Origin of the sequence: Cystobacter fuscus DSM 2262 (assembly GCF_000335475.2) — a bacterium.
GTDB classification, from domain to species: Bacteria; Myxococcota; Myxococcia; order Myxococcales; family Myxococcaceae; genus Cystobacter; species Cystobacter fuscus.
The window spans coordinates 157,192-178,019 of sequence record NZ_ANAH02000067.1; the positions used below are offsets into that span (position 1 = coordinate 157,192).

The following is a 20,828-nucleotide window of genomic DNA, read 5'->3' on the forward strand; positions in this document are numbered from 1 at the left end:
CTGTCTTCACTTGACGCCGGTGGTCAGCACCATGCGGAAGCGCGCTTCGTTGCGCATCATCTTGGCGTAGCCCTCCGCCGCCCGCTCCAGCGGCAGGGTCTCGATCCGGGCGCGGATGTCCCGCGGCAGGCTGAAGTTCAGCATGTCCTCGGCCTCGACCGGAGAACCGGTGTTGCTGCCCGAGATGGAACGCTCGCCGAACAGCAGCTCGGTGACGGGGACCTGCAGCGGCTCCGCGCCCGCGCCGACGATCACCAGCCGTCCCTGGCTCTTCAACCCCCCCAGCAGGGGCCCCATGCTCGCCGGACTGGCGGCGGTGGCGACGATGACGCTCGCGCCTCCGAGCGCCTGGAGGGCCTTCGCCGGCGCTTGCGCCTCACTGTCGATGTAGTGGTGGGCGCCCAGTTCCCGCGCCATCGCCTCCTTGCCCGCGCCACGCGCGATCGCCACGGTGCGATAGCCCATGTGCCGGGCGAACTGGATTCCGAGATGCCCAAGCCCGCCGACGCCCTGGATCGCGACCAGCTCGCCCTGCCGCGCCGGCGACTTGCGCAACGCATTGAAGGTCGTGACGCCGGCGCAGAGCAGCGGCGCCGCGTCGACGGAGCTGAACTCCTCGGGAATCGCGACGAGGCCATGCTGATCGGCGAGCATCGCCTCGGCGTAACCGCCGTCGAAATGGATGCCGGTGATCGGCTGGCTGGCGCAATTGACGAAGTCGCCCCGGCGGCAGGACTCACACTCTCCACAGCGCCCGGACAGAAAGCCCACGCCCACGCGCTGGCCCACCTTCCAGCGCGCGGCGACCTGCCCGCCCACCGCCGCGATACGGCCCACCACCTCGTGTCCTGGCACCCGGGGATACTCGAGGCCAGGGAAGCCGCCTTCGACCGTCAGCGCGTCGGTGTGACAGATGCCGCAGGCCTCGACCGTGAGGAGGACCTGCCCGGGACCCGGCTTGGGCAGCGGGCGCTCCACGAGCTCCAACCTGCCTCCGCCCAGGGCTTGAACCGCTCGATAGGTAGCTGCGGACATATGCGTCGTTCCTCTCTCTGGGAATTGCCTTAATATGACCGGTCGTATAAATACGAGGCATGAGGACAGCGGTCAAGCGAATGGGCGTTCTTTCGTCGCGCGGGGAGCGCCGGAGTGGCCGGGTGGCGGCCGGGAGGCAATGGCATTGCCCGTTCGGACCGCCACCCATTATCTAGAGTGAAACGAGCACAGAGGGAGCGGACACGTGGGAAGACCCAGCATCCGGGAGAAGATCGTGGAGGCGGCGTTGGATCGCTTCCACCTTCTTGGGTACAACGCCTGCGGCGTTCAGGAGATCGTCGAGTCGGCGGGCGCGCTCAAGGGCTCCTTCTACAATCACTTCAAGTCCAAGGAGGCGATGGCGGTCGAGGCGATCGAGCGCTACGGCCAGAGTGTCGGCCTCGACATCCTGATGGACGAAACGCGCGACCCCGTGCAGCGCCTGCGCGACCACGTCGACTTCCTGGTGACGCGCCTCGTCCACCATGACTACGAACGCGGCTGTTTGATCGGCAGTCTGGGCAACGAGCTTTCCCACAGCGCGCCCCTCGTTCGCGAGGCGGTCGATCGCGCCCTGGATCAGTGGACCGAGCTCGTGGAGAAGGCCTTGCGCGAGGCGCAGCGCGACGGGCGGCTCGCGAGCGGACTGGAGCCCGCGCGGACCGCGCGCTTTCTGGTGAATGCCTGGCAGGGAGCGGTCCTGCGGATGAAGGTCGTCAAGAACCGGGAGCCCCTGGACGACTTCCTCGAAGTCACGTTCCGCTCCATCCTCCGCTGATCAGGGGGGCTTGAAGCGCGCGAGAACGGGCACCTGTCCTCTCGAGTGAACAGGCCCTGTTCTCCGCGCAGGACAGTGGCCGCGTGGAAGCCGGCCCGCCCAGAGGGAGCGCTCTCGCGTTTCCCGGGTTTTTGGCCTTGGTCTGGAGTTTGCTCCTGGGGTTGGCCGCGAACTTCAACCCCATCCCAATATGGAGCTGTCCTCCATGAAGCTGTCGGCCACCCTGCCCCCTCTCTTCTCTCGCAAACGCTTCCCCCGGCTCATGACCGCCACCGCGGTGCTCGCCCTCTCCGCGGCCTGCGGTGGACCCCTCGAGCAGACCGCGTCCTCCGACGACTCCCGCGGCACCGTCGAGGGCACGCTCGCCGGCGCCCTGACCATCACCCAGTCAATCTCCGTCGTGGATGCCACGCTGGAGCGCGGTCAAACGCTGAGCGCGAGCGTTACCTACAAGAACAGCGGCACCACCGCGGTCACCGCGAAGAACATCGTGCTCACCTCGCGCGCGCCCGGCGGCACGCACGCGAACGGCCCCTTCTACGATCTGACGCCGCGCATCACCAACCGCACCCTCCAGCCGGGAGAGAGCGTGACCCTCACGGCCACGCGCGTTCTCGCCTCGACGGATCCGCTGGGCACCTGGGAGGTCTATCCAACGTGGGAAGACAGCACGAGCACCTGGCTCGATGGCGCGGGGTTCGCCTTCTCGGTCGCGGCGGCTGGCGGTGGTGGCACGGACCCGGGCACCTCGGGCTCCTGGCTCTCCGGCGCCGCGGGTTCCGGCGTGCCCTCGGGCGAGTTCGGCATCTGGCGCGGCACCCCGGTGAAGATCGCCTCCACGTGGTCCGACAACAACCTCAACGCCGCGAACTTCTGGCAGCTCGATCCCGGCGGGGAGTACGGCAGCTGGCAGCAGAACCTGGACATCGCGGTGGGTGCCTTCGACGCGGGCGAGACGTGGGCCAAGGCGGCCAGCGGCGCCTACGACACGCGTTGGCGCCAGTCGCTCACCACGCTGAAGAACAAGTGGGGCAGCCGCCCCGGCACGGTCTACATCCGCTTCGCCCACGAGATGAACGGCAACTGGTACCCCTGGAAGGTCACCGCGAGCGACGCGACGTCGTTCATCACCGCCTGGAAGCGCTACCGCGCGCTGCAGAAGGAGATCTTCCCGGCCGCCAAACTGGTGTTCAACGTCAACCGTGAGTCCGTGAGCTCGGGCATCGACTGGCGCAAGACCTTCCCCGGTGCCGCGTACGTGGACGTGATGGGCGTCGACTACTACAACCAGTACCCCTATGTCGCGACGGTCACCGACTGGAACAACGCCATCCAGCAGACCGACGGCTACGGCGCTCCCAAGGGTCTGGCCAGGCACCTCGAGTTCGCCAGGAGCGTGGGTCTGCCCCTGTCCATCTCCGAGTGGTCCGGCAACGCGGACAACGGTGACTCCCCCGTGTTCATCGAGCAGATGTACAACTTCTTCAAGGTCAACGGTGGCACCGGCGCCGGCAAGCTCCTCTACGAGGTCCTCTTCAACGTGGAGAGGGACAACAGCCGGTGGATCCTCTACCCGAACACCCGCATGCCCAACTCCAAGGCGCGCTACCAGCAGCTCTTCTGAGCCGCTGCTCGGCGTCCCCTGACGTCACTCACGCCCGGACCCTCCGTATGGGATGACCCGGGCGTGGCTAGTTCAGCGTGAGCGTGAAGACCGTTCCCTCTTCCCTCGACGAGGACACCTCGAGCACTCCGCCATGGGCCCGGGCGATCTCCGACACGATGAACAGCCCGAGCCCGAGGCCGGTACGAGGATGGCCCGCCGGCCCCCGGAAGTAGGGGCGGAAGAGCAGCGGCAGCATCTCGGCCGGGATGGGCGTGCCGCGGTTGGTGACCGACAGCACCACACCGGCCGCCCCGCGTCGCAGCGACACGTCCACCGGCTCACTCGCGTCGCCGTGCTCGAGCGCGTTCGCCAGCAGGTTCGACAGGAGCTGTCCGATGCGCTCGCGATCACAGCGCACCCCCGTGAAGTCCCCGTCGGCGGTGAACCGGATGACCCGAGCCGGGTGCGCGCTCTCCAGTTCCGAGACGACGTGCCGGAGCGTGGCCGGCAGATCATCGACGGTCGAGAGGACGAGGCCAATGCCTCCTCCCAACCTCGTCCGAGCGAAATCCATGACGTCGTCGACGAGCCTCGACATGCGCCGGCAGCTCTCGCGGATCCGCCGGACGACGTCGACCTGCCGCTCGGAGAGTGGACCGCGCATCAGCGAGCCCGCGCCCACGACCACGGACGCGAGCGGATTGCGCAGATCGTGGCCGAGCACGGCGATGAACTGCTCGCGCAGCTCGGCGGCCTCCTGCTCGCTCCGAAGCTGTTCGCGTGTCGCCTCCTGGCGTGCCTCGGCGTCGAGCTGAAGCGCGATGAGCTCCGCGAAGAGCTTCATCATCGCCAGGATGTTGGGCGCCCCGAGCGGGGTGGGCCGCGAGTCCATCGCGCAGAGGTTGCCGAAGTACTCACCGTTCTTCAGGTAGATCGGCACCGCGATGTAGCTCTCCAGGCCGTACAGCTTCGGGGTGCGGTGGGTGCAGTAGTGGGGATCCTCGCTGACGTGGCTGATGACGATGGGGGTGTGGGAGTCGCGGACCTCGCTGCACAGCGTGGTCGTGACGTCGAGGGTACCGCCCGCCTTCAAACCGAAGGCGAGCTCATCGTGCACCGCGCACGCGGTCCAGGTGTCCTGGGTGACTCGCGCGACGAGGGAGAAGCGCAGGCCGGTCGTCTCCGTCACGACCCGCAGGATCGTGGGAACGGCTTCCAGGCGGGAGACCGCCTCGACATCGGATGGGATGGACCGGCTCATGAGTAAGTCGCAGCAGGATAGCCCGCTACCACGAATCCGCCTCACCGTCGCCGAGCGGCCGGAGCGAGCGCCGGATTGTCCCATCCCGCGTCGGCCGGATGGATGTTCGTCCCCGGCGTGACGATCTCATCGATGCGATCCAGCACCGCGCTGTCCAGCATGAGCTCGGCGGCGCCGAGCTGCGACTCCAACTGCTCCATCGTGCGAGGTCCAATGATGGCCGAGGTCACCGCTGGATGCCGGATGACGAAGGCGATGGCGAGGTGGACGAGGGACATGCCCGCGGAGTCGGCGAGCTGGCCCAGGGCATCGGCGGCCTCGAGCTTGCGCTGGTTGGCGGGCTGCGACAGATCATAGCGGGCTGGCATGCGAGCGGCGCGTGGCGTCGAGGGCGCCGCCGAGCCCTTGCGCCACTTGCCCGACAGCCACCCGCCCGCGAGCGGACTCCAGGGGATGACGCCCATGCCGTGGCGCTGGCAGGTGGGCAGGATGTCCGCCTCCACGCCTCGCACGAGCAGGGAATACGGCGGTTGTTCGCAGACGAAGCGCGTGAGGCGCCGCTCGCGCGCGGTCCATTGCGCCTCGACGATCTGCGATGCCGGGAACGTGGAGGAGCCCACGTAGCGCACCTTGCCCTGGGTGACCAGGTCGCTCAGCGCCCCGAGCGTCTCCTCGATGTCGGTGTCCGCCGAGGGCCGATGCACTTGATAGAGATCTATCCAATCCGTCCGCAGGCGGCGCAGCGAGGCCTCGACCTCCTGGAAGATCCACCGGCGGGAGTTGCCCTGCTGGTTGGGATCTTCCCCCATGGACGCATGGAACTTGGTGGCGAGGATCACCTTGTCACGCCGACCATCGGCCAGGGCCTTGCCGACGATCTCCTCGGACTCGCCCCGCGAATAGATATCCGCGGTGTCGATGAAGTTGATCCCCGCGTCGAGCGCCCGGTGGATGATCTTGATGCTGTCGGCAGGGTCCGGGTTGCCCCATTGACCAAACATCATCGCGCCGAGGCACAACGGACTCACACGGACTCCGGTTCGTCCAAGGATGCGGTAGTTCATGTCTGACTCCCTCTGGGTGATGCATCGAAGTCCCCATGGAGTGCTCACCCACCCCCGCGAGGACCAACGCGGTGGCTTCCCCGAGCGGAGTGCCGCCGAGCCAGCGAGCCGTCCATCCCCTCCTGGGGAGGTGATGCGATGCACCCGCATGCCGAGCATGATTCCAGGCGTCCCAGGCATATGAGACGCTTCCATCATGCCCGAGACGCATCTCGCACAGGTGGACTTCAACCAATGAGTCTGGGACCGTCAGAAGACCAATGCATATGGGGCACAGTCGTCATGCGCGGAGCGCATATCACCGGGCTGAGCTCACCACTCGAGGCAGATCTTGCCGAAGTGGCGACCCGACTCCTGGCGGCGGAAGGCGTCGGCGATGCCTTCGAGCGGGAAGCTCGAGTCGATCACCGGCTTGATGCCGTTCGCCTCGATGGCGCGGATCATCGCGAGCTGCTGCTCGCGCGAGCCAACTGTCAGTCCGCTGATCCGCACGTTGCCCGTCATGATGGCGGCCGTCGGCACCTCGCCGGCGAAGCCCGCCAACACGCCGATGAGCCCGATGTGGCCGCGCAGGCGGCAGGCCACGATCGACTGCGTGAGCGTGCCGGCGCCGCCGATCTCGACGACATGGTCGACTCCGCGCCCGCCGGTCAGACGCTTCGCGGTGGCGCCCCAGGCTTCGTCTCGTTTGTAGTTGATGACATGGTCCGCACCCAGTGCGGTCAGTCGCTCGAGCTTCTCGTCGGAGGACGAGGTGGCGATGACGCGCGCGCCGGCGGCCTTGGCGAACTGCAGCGCGAAGATCGACACGCCGCCTGTGCCTTGGACGAGCACGGTCTCACCGGGCAAGAGCGTTGCCTCCACGAACAGTGAGCGCCAGGCGGTGAGCCCGGCGCAGGTGAGCGTCGCGGCCTCGGCGTGGCTGTAGCCGGCCGGCGCGCGGGTGAAGGCGGTCGCGGGCGCCACCACCTCCTCGCGTGCATAGCCGTCGTCCGCGTCGCCAGGCACCGAGGAGAAGCTTTCGAGGGTCGGCTCACCGCCCAACCACCGCGGGAAGAAGGTGCTGACGACCCGGTCACCGGGCGCGAACTCGGTGACCTCCTCCCCCACCTCGACCACGTCGCCGGCGCCGTCGGACATCGGGATGCGCCCGTCGGGCGTCGGGCCCCTGCCAGTCACGACGAAGTAGTCGTGGTAGTTGACTGAGCTGGCGTGCAACCGCACCCTGATCTCACCCTTGCGAACTGGCGGCAGCTCCGCCCCTCCGAGCTCCAGCCGTTCGAGTCCACCAGGTTTCCTCAGCCTGATCGCGCGCATCCCGTCCTCCCTTGTTGGCGGCCGAAGATAGTACGTGCCGATTCCCGAGAGGGGCACATCCCTCATGCGCGGTACGCCTATTCCCAGGCTGAGCCTCGGAGGAATGTCTCGCGTCACACATCGACGAATCGTGTGCCGGTCATGCCCTCCGCATCCATGGCCTGCTTGAGGTCCTCGGAGACGAGGAGGGGCCAGCGCGAGGTCGACTGCTTGTCGTCCATCAGCTCGAAATACCGTGCCATGCGCGTCTCCCCCACTCCTCCTAGAGCTTCGTTACCCATTGGTGAATGTCCTGGGAAGTGCCTGGACGACCTCGGCGAAACGTTGCACGGCCGGAGATTGCTCGTCTCGCCGGTAGGCGATGGACGTCTCCATCCTCGCGCGCACGCCGGTGAGCGGACGGTAGGCGACGTCGATGTCGATGTTCATCCGCACGATGGACTCGGGCACCAGGGTGACACCGAACCCCGCGGCCACCAGATTGAGGCCCGCCATGATGTTGGTGCCGCGGTAGGCGGTGCGGGAGACGACGCCCGTGATGCCCTCGATGGTGGGAATGCCCAGCTCGGCCCTCGCACTGGAATAGTCGATCAAGGACTCATTCATCAGCAGCTCCACCGGAACACTGTCTCGTCTGGACAGCGGGTGATCGGCGGGAAGGGCCACCATCAACCGCCAGGCCCCCACCCTCGCCGTGATCAGCTCGGCGGGCATGGAGTGCGAGGGGGCCGTGATGAAGCCGACGTGGAGGCGCCGTTCCATGAGCGCCGCGATCTGATCATTCGGGTGCATCTCGTGGAACACGAGCTCGATGTCCGGCGCGCGCTGCCGGAAGGCCTTGAGCACCCGGGCCAGGACGCCCGAGAGCGCGGCGTTGAACGAGAACCCGACGTCGAGGCGCCCGAGTTCCCCCCGGCCCGCCCGGATCGCCACCCGCGCCGCCCGCTCGGCCTGCTCCTGCGTCCGGCGTGCCTCCTCCAGGAAGAGCCTGCCCGCCTCGGTGAGCTCGACCGTGCGCCGGGTCCGGTTCAACAACCGCACGCCCAGTTCCTCCTCCAGTGACTTGATCTGCATGCTCAGCGCGGGCTGCACGATGCCCAGCCGCCGCGCGGCCCGGCCGAAGTGAAGCTCCTCGGCCACGGTGACGAAATAGCGAAGATGACGCAGCTCCATTCATCAGTCCCGGTGATGAGTGAAGCCCTTTCTATATATTGGAACTCTTTATCCGGCCACGGCATGTTGTGAGTCGAACCCGCCTCAGAAAGAGAGACGTGAATGAACTCGCATTGGCTGAAGCCGAGCGCGTGGACGCTGACCTGCGCCTTGATGATGACCGCCGTTCCCATGCGGAGCGCCCACGCACAGGACAACGGCGCCACCGACATCCAGAAGGTCGTGCCGCAAGGCAAGCTGCCCGGGCAGCTCGCGCCCTATTTCATCAGGAGTGGTGAGGGAGAGCGGTGGCTGGTGGGCGGGCTGGTCGCGACGTTGATCGCCCGGGGAGAGGACACCGGAGAGATGTTCGAGACCGCCATCCTGACGGGCGGGCGCGACGCGAACGTCCCCCCGCACACCCACGCCCGTTCACACGAGGCCCTCCTGGTGCTCGACGGCGAGGTCGAGGTCTGGCTGGGCAATGGGCACTACCTCATGCACCGGGGCGACTACGCCAGCATCCCCCCGGGGACGCCGCACGCCCTCAAGATGCGGAGCCACCGGACACAGGTGCTGTCCTGGACCACCGGAAAAGAGGTGGGGCCGCTCTACAAGGCGCTCGGCCAGGCCTACGCCGGCTATGTCCAGCCGGAGAAGGTGGACCCCGCGATCGCGGCGGACCTGAAGAAGAAGGCGGAGGCCACCGCGGACGTCCGGTTCGACGCCAGGCCCCTCGCCAAGGGCACGCCCCAGCGCGTCCAGAACGCCACCATTCCCGACAAGAACGTGCCCTACGTGCTCGCCGCCGGCGAGGGCCAGAGGATGCTCGCGGGGGATCAGCTCTTCACCTTCCTCGGCGATCAGAAGAACAGCGATGGCAGGTTCATCGCCGTCATGACCGAGGGCCCTCCAGGTCCGATGATCCCGGCGCACTACCACGAGAAGCACACGGAGAACTTCTTCTGCCTGGATGGCATCATGACGATGCGGGCCAACGGTGAGACGCTGACGGTGCATCCGGGCGACTACGTCCACGTGCCCGCCCGCACGATCCACGCCTACCAGCTCAACAGCCCCTATACGCGCTTCGTCGGGTTCCTGACCCCGGGGCTCTTCGAGTCCTTCTTCCGCACCCTGGGCGACAAGTACGACGGGTATGTCTATCCCCAGAAGCCGGGGCCCTTCCGCTTCGATCGGGTGCTCGCGAAGATCAATGAGCTGGATTTGAAGCTCGTCGAGTCGCCCGCGCCGAAGAAGTAGGCGCGGCCCACGGGGGGCCGGCCGCTACGGCACCGCCGACGGCGCCTTGGCCACCTGGCGGCGGCCCCCGACGAAGTCCTCCACGCCCTGGGCGATGGCCTGGGCCACCTCGTCCTGGTACGCCTCGGAGGCCAGCCGCTTCTCCTCCTCGGGGTGGGACAGGAAGGACGTCTCCACGAGGATGGCCGGCATCCTCGCGCCCAGCAGCACGTAGAACAGCGCCTCCTTCGTGCCCAGGTTCTTCACGCCCGAGTAGTTCGCCGACAGGTGGCTCACCAGGTTGCGCTGCACCTGGTTGGCCAGCCGCGTGGACTCCTCGGTGTTGGCCTTGGTGGCCAGGTCCGCGAGGATGAACTGCAGGTCGCTGATGCCCTTCTCCGAGGAGGCGTTCTCGCGCGCCGCCAGGCGGATGGAGTAGCGGTCCGCCGAGGTGTTGAGCGTATAGGTCTCGATGCCGCGCAGCTTGGACGTGGTCGCCGAGTTGCAGTGGATGGAGATGAAGAGATCGCCCCGGGTGTCGTTGGCCAGGCGCGCGCGCTCCTCGAGCTTCAGGTAGCGATCCTCGTCACGCGTGAGCAGCACCTCCAGGCCGCGCTCGCGCAGCTCCCGCGCGAGCTTGCGCGAGATGGCCAGCGTCACGTCCTTCTCCTTCAGCCCCTTGCGGCTGATGGCGCCCGTGTCATGCCCGCCGTGCCCCGCGTCGATGACCACCCGGCGTACCTTCAACCCGAGCTGCTCCGCCAGCGTCAGCTCCGCGCCGTTGGACACCTTCGCCGCGGCCTTGAGTCGCGCCTGCGCCATGTGCTCGTCCACCGCCGCGGTGACGGGCTTGTTCGCCCCGAGCAGCTCGGCCGACCTGGGCGCGGGCAACGCCTTCGCATCGGCGAACTTCACCTCCACGGGCTTGGGCTCCACCGGCTTCGTCTCGGCGACCTTCACCTCCACGGCCTTCGGCTCCACCGGCTTCGTCTCGGCGACCTTCACCTCCACGGCCTTCGGCTCCACCGGCTTCGTCTCGGCGGTCTTGGTCTCCACCGGAGCCGGGGACGACGGCGTGGCCGACGCCTCCCGCGCCTGCTGGCTGATGGCGTCGAGCAACGGCGACGAGCTGGGACGCTCGCCGCCCGTCGTGGCCGAGGCCTGCGCGGTGGCGGGCTCCGCGGGCTTGCTGAGATCGACGCGGATGACCGGCGGCTGCGGCGTGGGGGCCGGCTTGACGGGCTCGGGCGCGGACGCCACGACGGGCGCAGGCGCCGGCTCCGCGGGCTTGCGAGCGGGAACCGGAGCGGGAGCCGCCTTGGGCGGCGGGGGGAGCGAGGCCAGGAGCGACTTGAGCTCCGCGATCCGGTCTCCCTTGGAGTGTTTGGCCAGGAAGCTGGTGATGATGCGGCGCGCGGTCTCGGGCTGATCCATCCGCTCGAAGTAGATGCGCGCGAGCGTCACCGCCGCGTCGTCCGCGAGCCGATGGCGCGAGTGGGCCTCCACCACGCGGGTGTAGTCGGCGATGGCCGCCTGCTGATCCTCCACGACGAACGAGAGGCGGCTGAGCGAATTGAGCAGCTCGGCCGCGGTGTAGAGGGCGTCCGGAGCGCGTTCGCTCTTGGGGTAGTGGCTGGCGACGGCCTCGAACTTGCTGGCCACGTTGAGCCAGTGGTGGCGCAGCTTGCGCCGCGCGGCGTCGTCCTTGAGGACGTAATAGGAGCGGCGCGCCTCCTCGTAGGCGACCTCGGCGGGATCCCGCTTGGCCTGGGCGGAGAGCGGCAGCAGCAGGGCCAGGAGCGGAGCGAGGTGAGAGCGCATGAACGAGGCCTCCAGGTAGGGCGAGGGCTACAGACGTGTGTCATGGCCCTCCCCCCCCGGCAATTTTTCGCCCCTCAGCGCACCCACTCCAGGGTCCGGGCCAGCTCCTCGTCGATGACCCGGGCCTCTCCGGGCAGGGAGGACAGCACCGCCGCCAGCACCTTGTCCCCGTTGCGCACCGGGGCGCGGCCGCCCCGCAGGCGCGCGCGCACCGCGTGCTTCTGGTCCTGCTTCCAATAGGTGGCGGGGAAGATGGCTTCCCGGCGGGACTCGGGCAGGGCCGCGTCCGGCGTCAGCCACACCAACATGCCCTTGCGCAGCGGCTCCAGCTCCGCGCGCAGGGTGCGCTTGAGCTCCCAGGCGAAGAGGCCCAGGGCCCCGAGCGCTCCGAGCAGCACGCCCCAGGGCACCAGCCCGAGGGCCCGCGCCCGGGCACGCACGTGGCGCTCCTCCCGGGGCTTGTCTGGCACCTGGGGATCCACCAACAGGGGAATACGGGCGCCCCGGCCCAGGCCCTCGACATCCTCGACGCGCGCGCGCACGCCACTGGCCGAGTAGCTCACGGGCCCTACATTATAGAGCACCTCCAGGCGTGCCTCGGCGCCGTCCCGCTCGTCAAGCGGGGGCAAGGTCATGGTGACCAGTTGACCATCCAACGGCTCGGCGCGCGCGAGGAAACCCTGCTCTTCCACGACGAAGCGGCCGAGCAGCGCCGCACCCGCCCCGAGGGCCGCCATCAGCGCGAGCCCCCCGAGCAACACCCGGCCGAGCCGTGCGAGGGCACCCGGGACGCGGATGAGCGAAACGCGCCGGGGCGCTTGAGGAATGGCGAGTTGCATGGCCCGCATCCTATACAGACCTTCCCGTACCGACATGAAACCGGAGGCCGAGAGTGGAGCGAACATGCCCGGGGTAGAGAACTCCTGGCTGACGCCAGGGGGACGATTGCTCCGTCGGTTGGACGTCTTTCTCTCCGAGCCCTTGCGCCAGGCGGCCCCGGAGGATCTCGGCCGCTACCGGCTGCTCATCCTCATCTCCCTCGGTCTGCTGTTGCTCAATGCCCTGAGCCTCCTGGCGCTGCCCTGGAGCCCCGAGCCGTGGGTGCAGGGTCCGCTCGCGCTCCTCATCCTGGGGGTGACCACGCTGGCGCTGGCGCGGTTGCGCCGCCAGTGCTCGCCCGAGAAGACGGCGCTCCTGGTCTGTTCGGCACTGGGCGTGGCCCTCGTGTTCATCAGCACCGCGCAGGAGCTGCCCTACTCGGCCTCGCACGCGGCGACCATGTTGCTGCCCGCGTTGTCCGTCTATCTGGTGGGCGCTCGCCTGGGATTCTTCCTCACGCTCCCCGTCTGTCTGGTTCTGGGCGTGCTCCACCCCCTGCGCTACACGCTGCTCGGGCACATGCCCCGGCAGGATCTCGTCCAGTTATGGATATTGGACGTGTCCGCCGCCGTCTTCATGCTGTGCATCTGGGCGGTGAGCTGGATGCACGCCTCCGCGCTGGACCAGGCACGCCTCTCCCGGGAGCAGATGCTGCGCACGCTGCATGAGAGCGAGTACAAGCTGCGCACGCTCATCGAGAACACCGACGATCTGGTGTGCTCGCTGGACACGAAGGGCCGGATCCTCGTCGCCAACGCGGCGATGCGCGACTACTGCCGTGGCCGCTACGGATGGCAGGCGATCCCCGGCGAGCCCCTGCTCTCCCCCGACGCCCAGAACCAGCGGCAGGTGGAGCACATCCTCCAGCAGGTGCTGCGAGGGCAGTCCGTGAGGCTCGAGGATGGCTCGCTCGAGGGCAGCCCGCCGAAGGTGCTGGAGCTGTCCTTCAAGCCCGTCCTCGGCGAGCAGGGGCAGCCGATCGGCGTGACCCTCTTCGGCCGGGACGTCACCGAGCGCCGCGAGGCCGAGCACAAGCTCTCCGAGATGCACCGCTCCCTGGTGGATGTCTCGCGTCAGGCGGGCATGGCCGAGGTGGTCACCGGGCTGTTGCACAACGTGGGCAACACCCTCAACAGCATCAACGTCTCGGTGCACCTGGTCACCGAGCGCATCCGCGCCTCGCGCGTGGGCAGCATGGTGCGCGCCGCGGAGCTCATCCACACGCACCGCGAGGCGCTGGGCAGGTTCCTCGAGCAGGATCCCCGGGGGCAGCAGCTGCCTTCCTACATGCTCGCCCTCTCGCGGCAGCTCATCGAGGAGCAGCAGGCCCTGCTGGCCGAGCAGCGCACCCTCACCGACGCGTTGGATCACGTCAAATCCATCATCGGCATGCAGCAGGAGCATGCGCGCGTGTCCGCGCCGGTGGAGCTGGTGAAGGTGTCCCAGCTCATCGACGATGCCTTGCGGCTGCATGCCGTGTCCTTCCAGCGCTCGGGCATCGACATCCGCCGCGAGTACGAGCCGCTGCCGCCCATCCTGCTCGACCGGCACAAGCTGCTGCAGATCCTGCTCAACCTGCTCAGCAATGCCCGCCATGCGCTGCTCGACAGCGAGCGGGACGACAAGCGCATCATCATCCGCCTGGCGGCGCTGCCCGATGATCGGTTGAGGATCCAGGTGATCGACAACGGGCAGGGCATCTCGCCGGAGCACCTGACGCGCATGTTCACCCAGGGCTTCACCACCAAGAAGGACGGGCATGGCTTCGGCCTGCACATCAGCGCCCTGGCCGCCATCGAGATGGCGGGCACCCTGTCCTGCGAGAGCGAGGGGCCGGGCCTGGGCGCCACCTTCACCATCGATCTGCCCATGCAGGGCGAGCGCCCGGGGTAGAATGCCGGAATGCAGTCTTCCTTCCTCCTGGCCCTCCTCGTGACCACGCTCAACACCCAGGCTCCCGCTTCCCCGGACTTCGGCGAGGAGGCCGCGGCGCGCTTCGCGGAGCTCGCGCTCGCCTGTGTCCATCGCGAGTACCCGAACAAGATCGCCCACGTGATGAACGGCGACGCGGACGCGCGCCCGCCGCGCGAGCTCACCCCCGCCTTCTACGGGTGCTACGACTGGCACTCCTCGGTGCATGGGCACTGGCTGCTCGTGCGTCTGGCGCGGCTCCACCCCCAGGCGCCCTTCGCCGCGCGGGCCCGCGAGGCGGTGGCCCGGAGTCTGACGCCCGAGAACATCGCGGCGGAGGTGCGCTATCTGAGCGCCCCGGGCCGGGTGTCCTTCGAGCGCCCCTATGGCCTCGCCTGGCTGCTGCAACTGGCGGCGGAGCTGCGCGAGTGGGAGGAGCCCCAGGCCCGCGCGTGGTCCACCGCGCTCGAGCCCCTGGAGGCGCACGCGGCCGGGCGCTTGCGCGAGTGGTTGCCCAAGCTGTCGCGGCCCATCCGCGTGGGCGAGCATGATCAGACGGCCTTCGCCTTCGGGCTCGTGCTGGATTGGGCCCGGCGCGCCGGGGACGAGGCGATGGTGAAGCTGCTCACCGAGCGCGTGGAGACGTTCTACGGCAAGGATGTCCGGGGTCCGCTCGCCTATGAGCCCTCGGGACATGACTTCCTCTCCCCCTGTCTGGCCGAGGCGGACCTGATGCGGCGCGTGCTGCCCCCGGCGCGCTTCGCCACCTGGCTGAGCGGCTTCCTGCCGGAGATTCCCTCCAAGGCCAGTGCGTCCTGGCTGGAGCCGGCGGTGGTAACGGACCCGGGCGATCCAAAGCTCGCGCACCTGGATGGCCTCAACCTGAGCCGGGCGTGGATGCTGGAAGGCATCCTCTCGGGCCTGCCCCCCCAGGACAAACGGCGCCGCTCCCTGGAGGAGACGGCGAGGCGCCACCGGGAGGCGGGACTGCGCGCGGTGACGGGAGCCCATTATGAGGGGGGGCACTGGCTGGGCAGCTTCGCGGTGTACCTGGTGACCGGCAGGGGCCTGCTCCAACCCTGAGCGCCTGTCCGCCCCTCGGACGGCGGCACGGCGGGCGCGCTTCGCCCTCCTGGGGGCGCGGCGCGGTGCTAACCTGGGCGGACATGAAGCGTCTTCTATGGGTCCTGTTCGGGGTCGTCCTCCTCGGCGTGGTGGCGGCGGGTGGCGCCTGGGTCTGGGTACAACGGGAAGTGCAGCGGGCCGCGGCGCCACCGGGGGCGCCTCCGGTGGAGTTCGTCGTCTCCAAGGGCACCACGGGTCGTGGCCTGGGGCCGCAGCTCGTCTCGGCGAAGCTCATCAATGACGGCCGGATGTGGCGCTGGTTCCTCTTCCGCCGCGGCGCGTTCGCCCCCAAGGCGGGCCGGCACCTGGTGAGCCCGTCCATGACGATGGCGGAGCTCGCCGCCGCGCTCGAGTCCGCCCCGCTGCCCGAGGACAAGCCCTTCGTCATCGTCGAGGGCTGGCGCCTGCGCGACACCGACGCCGCGCTCGCCGCCGCGAAGCTCATCACCCCGGGGGCCTACGTGGAGGCCGCCAGCCACCCCGAGCGCTACAAGGCCCCCTTCCAGCTCCCCCAGGGCACCCTCGAGGGCTACCTCTACCCGGAGACGTATGGCGTCGTGCCCGGGGCGTTCAACGTGGAGGAGCTCATCCAGCGCCAGCTCGATACCTTCGCCGAGCGCTTCTACCTGCCCCACCGCGAGGCGCTGTCACGCAGCAAGCGCACCCTGCACGAGGTGGTGGTCATGGCCTCCATGCTCGAGCGCGAGGAGCCCGTGCCCGCCCAGCGCACCATCGTGTCGGGCATCCTCTGGAAGCGCATCGACAAGGGCTTTCCCCTGGGGGTGGATGCCACCTCGCGCTACAGCCTGAGCGAGTGGAATGATCGCAAGGCCTTCCTCCAGCGGCTGCGCGACACGACGGACCCCTGGAACACGCGCCATCGCAAGGGCCTGCCGCCGGGCGCCATCGGCTCGCCCACCGTGGAGTCGCTCCAGGCGGCGCTCGCCCCCCAGACCAACGAGTTCTGGTACTACCTGCACGACTCCGAGCGGCGCCTGCACCCCTCGCGCAACGCCGAGGAGCACGAAGCGCTGCGCCGCAAATACAACGTGTACTAGTGCCGCCCGGGCCCTGTTACATTCGAGGGCCCCCCCTTCCTCGACCCGCCCATGACCTCCCGCACCGAAAACCTCAATGTCGTCGGCATCGACCGCATGGCCACTCCCGCCGAGATCAAGGAGCGGGTGCCGATGACGGAGCGAGCGGCCGAGTCCGTCCTCGCTGGCCGCCGCGCCCTGGTGGACATCCTGGAGCGCAGGGATCCGCGCCTGTTCGTCATCGTGGGGCCGTGCTCCATCCACGATCCCGTGGCGGGAATGGACTACGCGCGCCGCCTGCTCGCCCTCTCCGCGGAGGTGCGCGAGACGTTGTGCGTGGTGATGCGGGTGTACTTCGAGAAGCCGCGCACCACGACGGGCTGGAAGGGCTTCATCAATGATCCGCGCATGGACGACTCCTTCCGCATCGAGGAAGGCATGGAGCGCGGCCGCCGCTTCCTGAAGGACGTGGCCGAGCTGGGGCTGCCCGCCGCCACCGAGGCGCTCGATCCCATCGCGCCGCAGTACTACGGCGACCTGGTGTCCTGGACGGCCATCGGCGCGCGCACCGTGGAGTCGCAGACCCACCGGGAGATGGCCTCGGGCCTGTCGACGCCGGTGGGCTTCAAGAACGGCACGGACGGCTCGCTGGAGTCGGCGGTCAACGGCATCCTCTCCGCCTCGCACGCGCACAGCTTCCTGGGGCTGAACGAGAACGGCGTGTCGGCCATCATCCGCACCCGGGGCAATGCCCACGGGCACCTGGTGCTGCGCGGCGGAGGCGGACGGCCCAACTACGACACCGTGTCCATCACCCTCGCCGAGCAGGCGCTCACCAAGGCGAAGCTGCCGTGCAACGTCGTCGTGGACTGCTCGCACGCCAACTCCAGCAAGAAGCCCGAGTTGCAGCCCCTCGTCATGCGCGACGTGGTGCACCAGGTGCGTGAGGGCAACCGCTCCATCGTCGGCCTGATGATCGAGAGCTTCCTCGAGGCGGGCAACCAGCCCATCCCCGCCGATCTCTCCAAGCTGCGCTATGGCTGCTCGGTGACGGACGCGTGCGTGGACTGGAGCACCACCGAGACCATGCTGCGCCAGGCCCATGAAGTCCTGCGCGGCGTGCTCCCCACGCGCCGCGCGGCGTGATGTCCGGGACCCGCGTGCGCTGGCTCGTCGCCGGCGCCTTCCACCCCTCGCCCACGGGGCGGCGCTTCCCGCTCACCGAGCAGTCCTTCGCCGAGCAGCTCCGGCAGGCCACCACGGGCCTGCGCGTCACCGTGCCGGATCGCATCGGCTCGGGCGACACGAGCACCCACACGCTGTCCTTCGGCTCGCTGGACGCCTTCGGGATGTCCGCGCTCATCACCTCCCTGCCGGAGCTGCGCGCCCTGAGCGCCCTGCGTGAGGCGATCTCGGGCTCACGCCCCCTCGCGCCCGAGGACTCCGCCCAGCTCCGGGCCTCGCTGGGCGAGGGCCGCCTGACCGAGGCCCTCGCGCGCGCCCGCTCCTCCCGAGCCGCCTCGCTCGCCCTCGTCGAGGAGGCCCTGTTCACCACCGCCCGGGAGCTGCTCCAGCATCCGCTCGTGGCCCGGCTGGAGTCCGCCTGGCGCGGGCTGCACTGGTTGTGGACGCAGTGCCCCGCTTCCGCGGGCATGGAGCTCGAGGTGCTCGACGTCGGGCCCGAGGCGCTCGTGGACACCCTCGCCGCGAGCCTCGAGGGGCCCGCGCTCCAGCGTCCCGATGCCTGCTTCCTGCTGGACGTGGGCGAGGATCCCGCCACTCCGGGGAGGCTCGCCGCCCTGGGAGAGCAGGCCTGGCTGCCCCTCGTCATGGCGGCCCCCGCGTCCCTGGGCGGAGCCACGCTCGCGGGCGCCCAGGACTTCCGTCCCCCGGACGCGTGGAACCGGCTGCGCGCCGAGGAGTCCTCGCGCTGGCTGTGCGCCGCGCTCAACCCGGTGGTGATGCGCGCCGAGCGGCACGGAGAGGTGCGCGGCGAATGCCTCGCCAGTCCCGTGCTGGGCGTGGCGGCGCTGCTGGCGGCGAGCTTCCGCGACACGCACACCTTCGCGCGGCTCGTGGGTCCGGGCAGCCCGGTGCGTGCGCCCGCCGTGTGGCGGCCCCAGGAGGGACGGGGCCCGGTGGCGACCGAGGCGTGTCTCTCCCTTCGGGAGCAGCAGCGGCTGGCCTCGCGGGGCCTCGCGGGGGTGAGTGGGTGGTGGGACTCGTGGGACGTGAACCTGGCGGCGGCGCCCACCGTGTATGGCGGCCGGGACGCGGCGCCCCTGCCCGCGCAACTGCTCACCGGCCGCATCGTCCGCCTCGCGCAGGAGCTGATCGAACGGCTGCCCCCCCAGGCCAGTCCCCAAGCCATCTCCGAGGTGTGTGCTCGCGCGGCGAGCGCGTTCCTTCCCGCGGGCCCGGGCCGCCGCTGCGAGCTGCACGGGCAGGTGGTGTCCCTGGGCCGGGGCGAGCGGGGCCTGCACGTGCGCGCCGCGCTTCCTCCGGAGCTGGCCGGCACCCGCCTCGAGCTCGAGCTCACCCTGCCCTTGCGCGGTTGAGGCTCGCGCCGCGCGCGGGACTGGCGCACGGACCGAGGGGATGTGCGATGATGAACGGCGCGTCCGGTCGCGACGGGGAGGACCGCCGGTGGGTAAAACATTTCACGACGATCTCCGGCTGGAGTTGTCACTCACGGCGGGCGGCGCCACCTTCACCATTCCCGGTGGACGGATCAAACACCTGTCGGTGCAGCTCGCCTCGCATGGCTTCACCGCGGCGGTGACCTTCTGGACCTCGCTGGAGAAGCAGGACGCGCCGCTCTTCGCCGCCTTCCAGAAGCCGGAGCTCATCCAGGTGCGCGTGGCCATCGCCACGGAGGATCCCGAGCTCCCCTCGCCTCCCGCGCCCATCGTGCTGACGGGCCTGGTGCGCAGCCGCCGCCTCGTGGCGGAGGTGCACGGCACCTTCCAGGACACCCAACGCGTCTTCCGCCGCTACACGTTCGAGTTCGCCGACGCCGCCCAGGTGCTCTGGCGGCAGCACCGCCCCGTGGAGCTGCACACCAACACCTCCATGAAGGAGTTGCTCGAGGCCCACAAGGCCAGCCTCCAGCTCGCGCTCGACTGGACCGAGCTCAAGCGCAAGCAGCCGATGATCTGCCTGGGGTTGGGAGCGGACGAGCCCGGGGTCAGCTTCTACGACTACGTCTGCTGGTACGTGGACTCGCACCAGGGTGTCTTCAGCTACGACAACCAGAAGAACGAGTACCTCTTCGCCGACAGCAAGCCGTCCTCGGGGCAGGCGGCCCCGCTCGGTCCGCTCCGGGTCCATCGCACGCGGGTCCTCCTGCCGCCCCCCATCCGCCACGCGGCGCGGGTGCTCAACGCCGTGGCCCAGGCCCCCACCACCACGCCCATCGAGCAACCCCAGGCCGTCCAGGGCACGTACCACGACGTGGTGGTGCGCACCCCGCTCGCCAACCGGGCCGATGAGCGTCAGAAGCTGGAGAAGACGCGCCTGAAGCTCCGTCAGCGCCAGCTCCAGGTGGCCTTCAAGCGCTATCCCCCGGTGGATGTCTTTCCCGGCGCGCTGCTGCGTCTGGAGGGGGCGATGTGGCCCAAGTCCCTGACGGGGCGCGACGACGACATGCGGGTGGTGGAGATGGACTTCGAGGCCCATGCCGAGGGCGCGGGCCCGAATGACAATCAGCAGGATCTCCAGGCCGCGTACATCATGCGGTGGTCGGTCCTGCTGGAGTCCGCCTCCGAGGCGGCGGTCCCGCTGCCGGCCTACCGCGTCCCCCGCTACCCCATCCACGTCGAGGGCCTGGTGCACAGCCCGGGCGGCGAGCCCGAGGATCGGCGCTACCTCATCGTCGAGGACGAGAAGACCTCGCTCACCGACTACCGTCTGACGGTTCCCCTGTGGAACAAGACGGTGAGCGTGCCCGCCGAGCCCATCCACATGCCGGGTCAGTTCTTCTTCCCACCGTACAAGAACACCCGGGTGTTGGTGGCGCTCCACCACGAGCGCGCCGAGCTCTTGCGCTTCATCGACTGGAAGGAAGGCGTGCGCACGCCCCAGTCCGGCCAGGGCGATCAGCTCCTGCTGGGCGAGAGCAAGTCGAGCCAGACGGCGCTCACCCACGACTTCCAGGAGGACAAGCCCGTGTGGCGCATGTTGCGCACCTCGGGCGGCGACACGCAGGTCATCCGCATGGGTGAGGGCAACCTCTTCATCCAGGTGAAGGAGTCCCAGGCCTCGGCGGCGCCCACGCCCACCTACGACGTCTCGCCCCAGGTGGAGGCGGCCAAGGGAGACCTCTCGGCGTCGGTGGGCGACTCGCTCGGGCAGACGTCCGCCGCCTTCCAGGGGGCGATGGCCGCCTCGCGCGCGAAGATGCAGGGCGCGCAGGCGGCGATGAAGGCGGCGATGAAGGCGGCCCGCGCGGAGGTGGGCGCCAAGGTGGCGGCGGCCAAGAGTGGAATGCAGGGCGCCTCCGCGAAGCTGTCCCAGAGCTCCGGCCAGCTCTCGGCGGCGAGCGAGTCGGCCAAGGCCTCGCTGCAAAAGCTGCGATGAGCAACGAACGGATGGATGGGGG

General features: G+C 69.2%; 17 protein-coding genes. 9 read left to right on the plus strand and 8 right to left on the minus strand.

Annotation, left to right across the window (positions count from 1 at the left end; genetic code table 11):
• Positions 1-6 precede the first annotated feature (6 nt).
• A complete protein-coding gene (locus tag D187_RS44640; RefSeq protein WP_002631357.1) occupies positions 7-1,035 on the minus strand; it encodes an alcohol dehydrogenase in 1,029 nt (342 codons plus the stop codon).
• 205 nt (positions 1,036-1,240) lie between these two features.
• Between D187_RS44640 and D187_RS44645 the strand changes: the two genes are divergently transcribed.
• Positions 1,241-1,813, plus strand: a complete 573-nt coding sequence (locus D187_RS44645) for a TetR/AcrR family transcriptional regulator (RefSeq protein WP_002631358.1) — start codon at positions 1,241-1,243, stop codon at positions 1,811-1,813.
• 205 nt (positions 1,814-2,018) lie between these two features.
• Entirely contained in the window at positions 2,019-3,437 is a 1,419-nt protein-coding gene (locus tag D187_RS44650; RefSeq protein WP_162159763.1) for a glycoside hydrolase family 26 protein, read from the plus strand.
• A gap of 67 nt (positions 3,438-3,504) precedes the next feature.
• Here D187_RS44650 and D187_RS44655 read toward each other — a convergent pair whose 3' ends face one another.
• The 5 genes from D187_RS44655 to D187_RS44670 form a co-directional block, all read right to left on the minus strand.
• Complete coding sequence (locus D187_RS44655) at positions 3,505-4,680, minus strand: GAF domain-containing sensor histidine kinase (protein WP_043434841.1); 1,176 nt, start codon at positions 4,678-4,680, stop codon at positions 3,505-3,507.
• A gap of 41 nt (positions 4,681-4,721) precedes the next feature.
• On the minus strand, positions 4,722-5,744 hold the full coding sequence (locus D187_RS44660) for an aldo/keto reductase (RefSeq protein WP_002631361.1): 1,023 nt from the start codon (positions 5,742-5,744) through the stop codon (positions 4,722-4,724).
• A gap of 312 nt (positions 5,745-6,056) precedes the next feature.
• Complete coding sequence (locus tag D187_RS44665; RefSeq protein WP_002631362.1) at positions 6,057-7,061, minus strand: zinc-dependent alcohol dehydrogenase family protein; 1,005 nt, start codon at positions 7,059-7,061, stop codon at positions 6,057-6,059.
• A gap of 113 nt (positions 7,062-7,174) precedes the next feature.
• Positions 7,175-7,303, minus strand: coding sequence for a hypothetical protein (locus D187_RS59045; RefSeq protein ID WP_002631363.1), 129 nt, complete (start codon positions 7,301-7,303; stop codon positions 7,175-7,177).
• 31 nt (positions 7,304-7,334) lie between these two features.
• A complete protein-coding gene (locus tag D187_RS44670; protein WP_002631364.1) occupies positions 7,335-8,234 on the minus strand; it encodes a LysR substrate-binding domain-containing protein in 900 nt (299 codons plus the stop codon).
• A 102-nt stretch (positions 8,235-8,336) separates the two neighbouring features.
• Between D187_RS44670 and D187_RS44675 the strand changes: the two genes are divergently transcribed.
• A complete protein-coding gene (locus D187_RS44675) occupies positions 8,337-9,476 on the plus strand; it encodes a quercetin 2,3-dioxygenase (RefSeq protein ID WP_002631365.1) in 1,140 nt (379 codons plus the stop codon).
• 24 nt (positions 9,477-9,500) lie between these two features.
• Here the strand turns inward: D187_RS44675 and D187_RS44680 are convergent, their stop codons facing one another.
• The gene (locus D187_RS44680) at positions 9,501-11,276 is read right to left on the minus strand and encodes an N-acetylmuramoyl-L-alanine amidase (RefSeq protein ID WP_020918708.1); all 1,776 of its coding nucleotides are present in this window, start codon (positions 11,274-11,276) and stop codon (positions 9,501-9,503) included.
• Between the two features lie 74 nt (positions 11,277-11,350).
• A complete protein-coding gene (locus D187_RS44685) occupies positions 11,351-12,115 on the minus strand; it encodes a hypothetical protein (protein ID WP_002629953.1) in 765 nt (254 codons plus the stop codon).
• 64 nt (positions 12,116-12,179) lie between these two features.
• On the opposite strand from D187_RS44685, the gene D187_RS51340 reads away from it, so the two are divergent.
• The 6 genes from D187_RS51340 (at position 12,180) to D187_RS44715 (ending at position 20,806) form a co-directional block, all read left to right on the plus strand.
• Positions 12,180-14,048: an ATP-binding protein gene (locus D187_RS51340; protein WP_002629954.1), complete on the plus strand. Its 1,869-nt coding sequence runs from the start codon at positions 12,180-12,182 to the stop codon at positions 14,046-14,048.
• A gap of 9 nt (positions 14,049-14,057) precedes the next feature.
• Positions 14,058-15,149 (plus strand): DUF2891 domain-containing protein, encoded by a 1,092-nt coding sequence (locus tag D187_RS44695; protein ID WP_002629955.1) that lies wholly within the window; start codon positions 14,058-14,060, stop codon positions 15,147-15,149.
• Positions 15,150-15,232: 83 nt separating this feature from the next.
• Positions 15,233-16,249, plus strand: coding sequence for an endolytic transglycosylase MltG (gene mltG, locus D187_RS44700; RefSeq protein ID WP_002629956.1), 1,017 nt, complete (start codon positions 15,233-15,235; stop codon positions 16,247-16,249).
• Between the two features lie 51 nt (positions 16,250-16,300).
• Positions 16,301-17,374, plus strand: a complete 1,074-nt coding sequence (locus tag D187_RS44705; protein WP_002629957.1) for a 3-deoxy-7-phosphoheptulonate synthase — start codon at positions 16,301-16,303, stop codon at positions 17,372-17,374.
• Entirely contained in the window at positions 17,374-18,786 is a 1,413-nt protein-coding gene (locus tag D187_RS44710; RefSeq protein ID WP_043434937.1) for a type VI secretion system contractile sheath large subunit, read from the plus strand. The genes D187_RS44705 and D187_RS44710 overlap by 1 nt, the downstream gene beginning before the upstream one ends.
• A gap of 88 nt (positions 18,787-18,874) precedes the next feature.
• Positions 18,875-20,806: a hypothetical protein gene (locus D187_RS44715; RefSeq protein ID WP_002629959.1), complete on the plus strand. Its 1,932-nt coding sequence runs from the start codon at positions 18,875-18,877 to the stop codon at positions 20,804-20,806.
• Positions 20,807-20,828: the final 22 nt, after the last annotated feature.

Excerpts from the sequence above, each read along its gene's own strand:
- D187_RS44655 (WP_043434841.1), bottom strand. The coding sequence starts at position 4,680 with ATGAGCCGGTCCATCCCATCCGATGTCGAGGCGGTCTCCCGCCTGGAA.
- D187_RS51340 (WP_002629954.1), top strand. The coding sequence starts at position 12,180 with ATGCCCGGGGTAGAGAACTCCTGGCTGACGCCAGGGGGACGATTGCTC.
- D187_RS44710 (WP_043434937.1), top strand. The coding sequence starts at position 17,374 with ATGTCCGGGACCCGCGTGCGCTGGCTCGTCGCCGGCGCCTTCCACCCC.
- D187_RS44650 (WP_162159763.1), top strand. The coding sequence starts at position 2,019 with ATGAAGCTGTCGGCCACCCTGCCCCCTCTCTTCTCTCGCAAACGCTTC.
- D187_RS44685 (WP_002629953.1), bottom strand. The coding sequence starts at position 12,115 with ATGCAACTCGCCATTCCTCAAGCGCCCCGGCGCGTTTCGCTCATCCGC.
- D187_RS44705 (WP_002629957.1), top strand. The coding sequence starts at position 16,301 with ATGACCTCCCGCACCGAAAACCTCAATGTCGTCGGCATCGACCGCATG.
- D187_RS44680 (WP_020918708.1), bottom strand. The coding sequence starts at position 11,276 with ATGCGCTCTCACCTCGCTCCGCTCCTGGCCCTGCTGCTGCCGCTCTCC.
- D187_RS44640 (WP_002631357.1), bottom strand. The coding sequence starts at position 1,035 with ATGTCCGCAGCTACCTATCGAGCGGTTCAAGCCCTGGGCGGAGGCAGG.
- D187_RS44660 (WP_002631361.1), bottom strand. The coding sequence starts at position 5,744 with ATGAACTACCGCATCCTTGGACGAACCGGAGTCCGTGTGAGTCCGTTG.
- mltG (WP_002629956.1), top strand. The coding sequence starts at position 15,233 with ATGAAGCGTCTTCTATGGGTCCTGTTCGGGGTCGTCCTCCTCGGCGTG.
- D187_RS44665 (WP_002631362.1), bottom strand. The coding sequence starts at position 7,061 with ATGCGCGCGATCAGGCTGAGGAAACCTGGTGGACTCGAACGGCTGGAG.
- D187_RS59045 (WP_002631363.1), bottom strand. The coding sequence starts at position 7,303 with ATGGCACGGTATTTCGAGCTGATGGACGACAAGCAGTCGACCTCGCGC.
- D187_RS44670 (WP_002631364.1), bottom strand. The coding sequence starts at position 8,234 with ATGGAGCTGCGTCATCTTCGCTATTTCGTCACCGTGGCCGAGGAGCTT.
- D187_RS44675 (WP_002631365.1), top strand. The coding sequence starts at position 8,337 with ATGAACTCGCATTGGCTGAAGCCGAGCGCGTGGACGCTGACCTGCGCC.
- D187_RS44695 (WP_002629955.1), top strand. The coding sequence starts at position 14,058 with ATGCAGTCTTCCTTCCTCCTGGCCCTCCTCGTGACCACGCTCAACACC.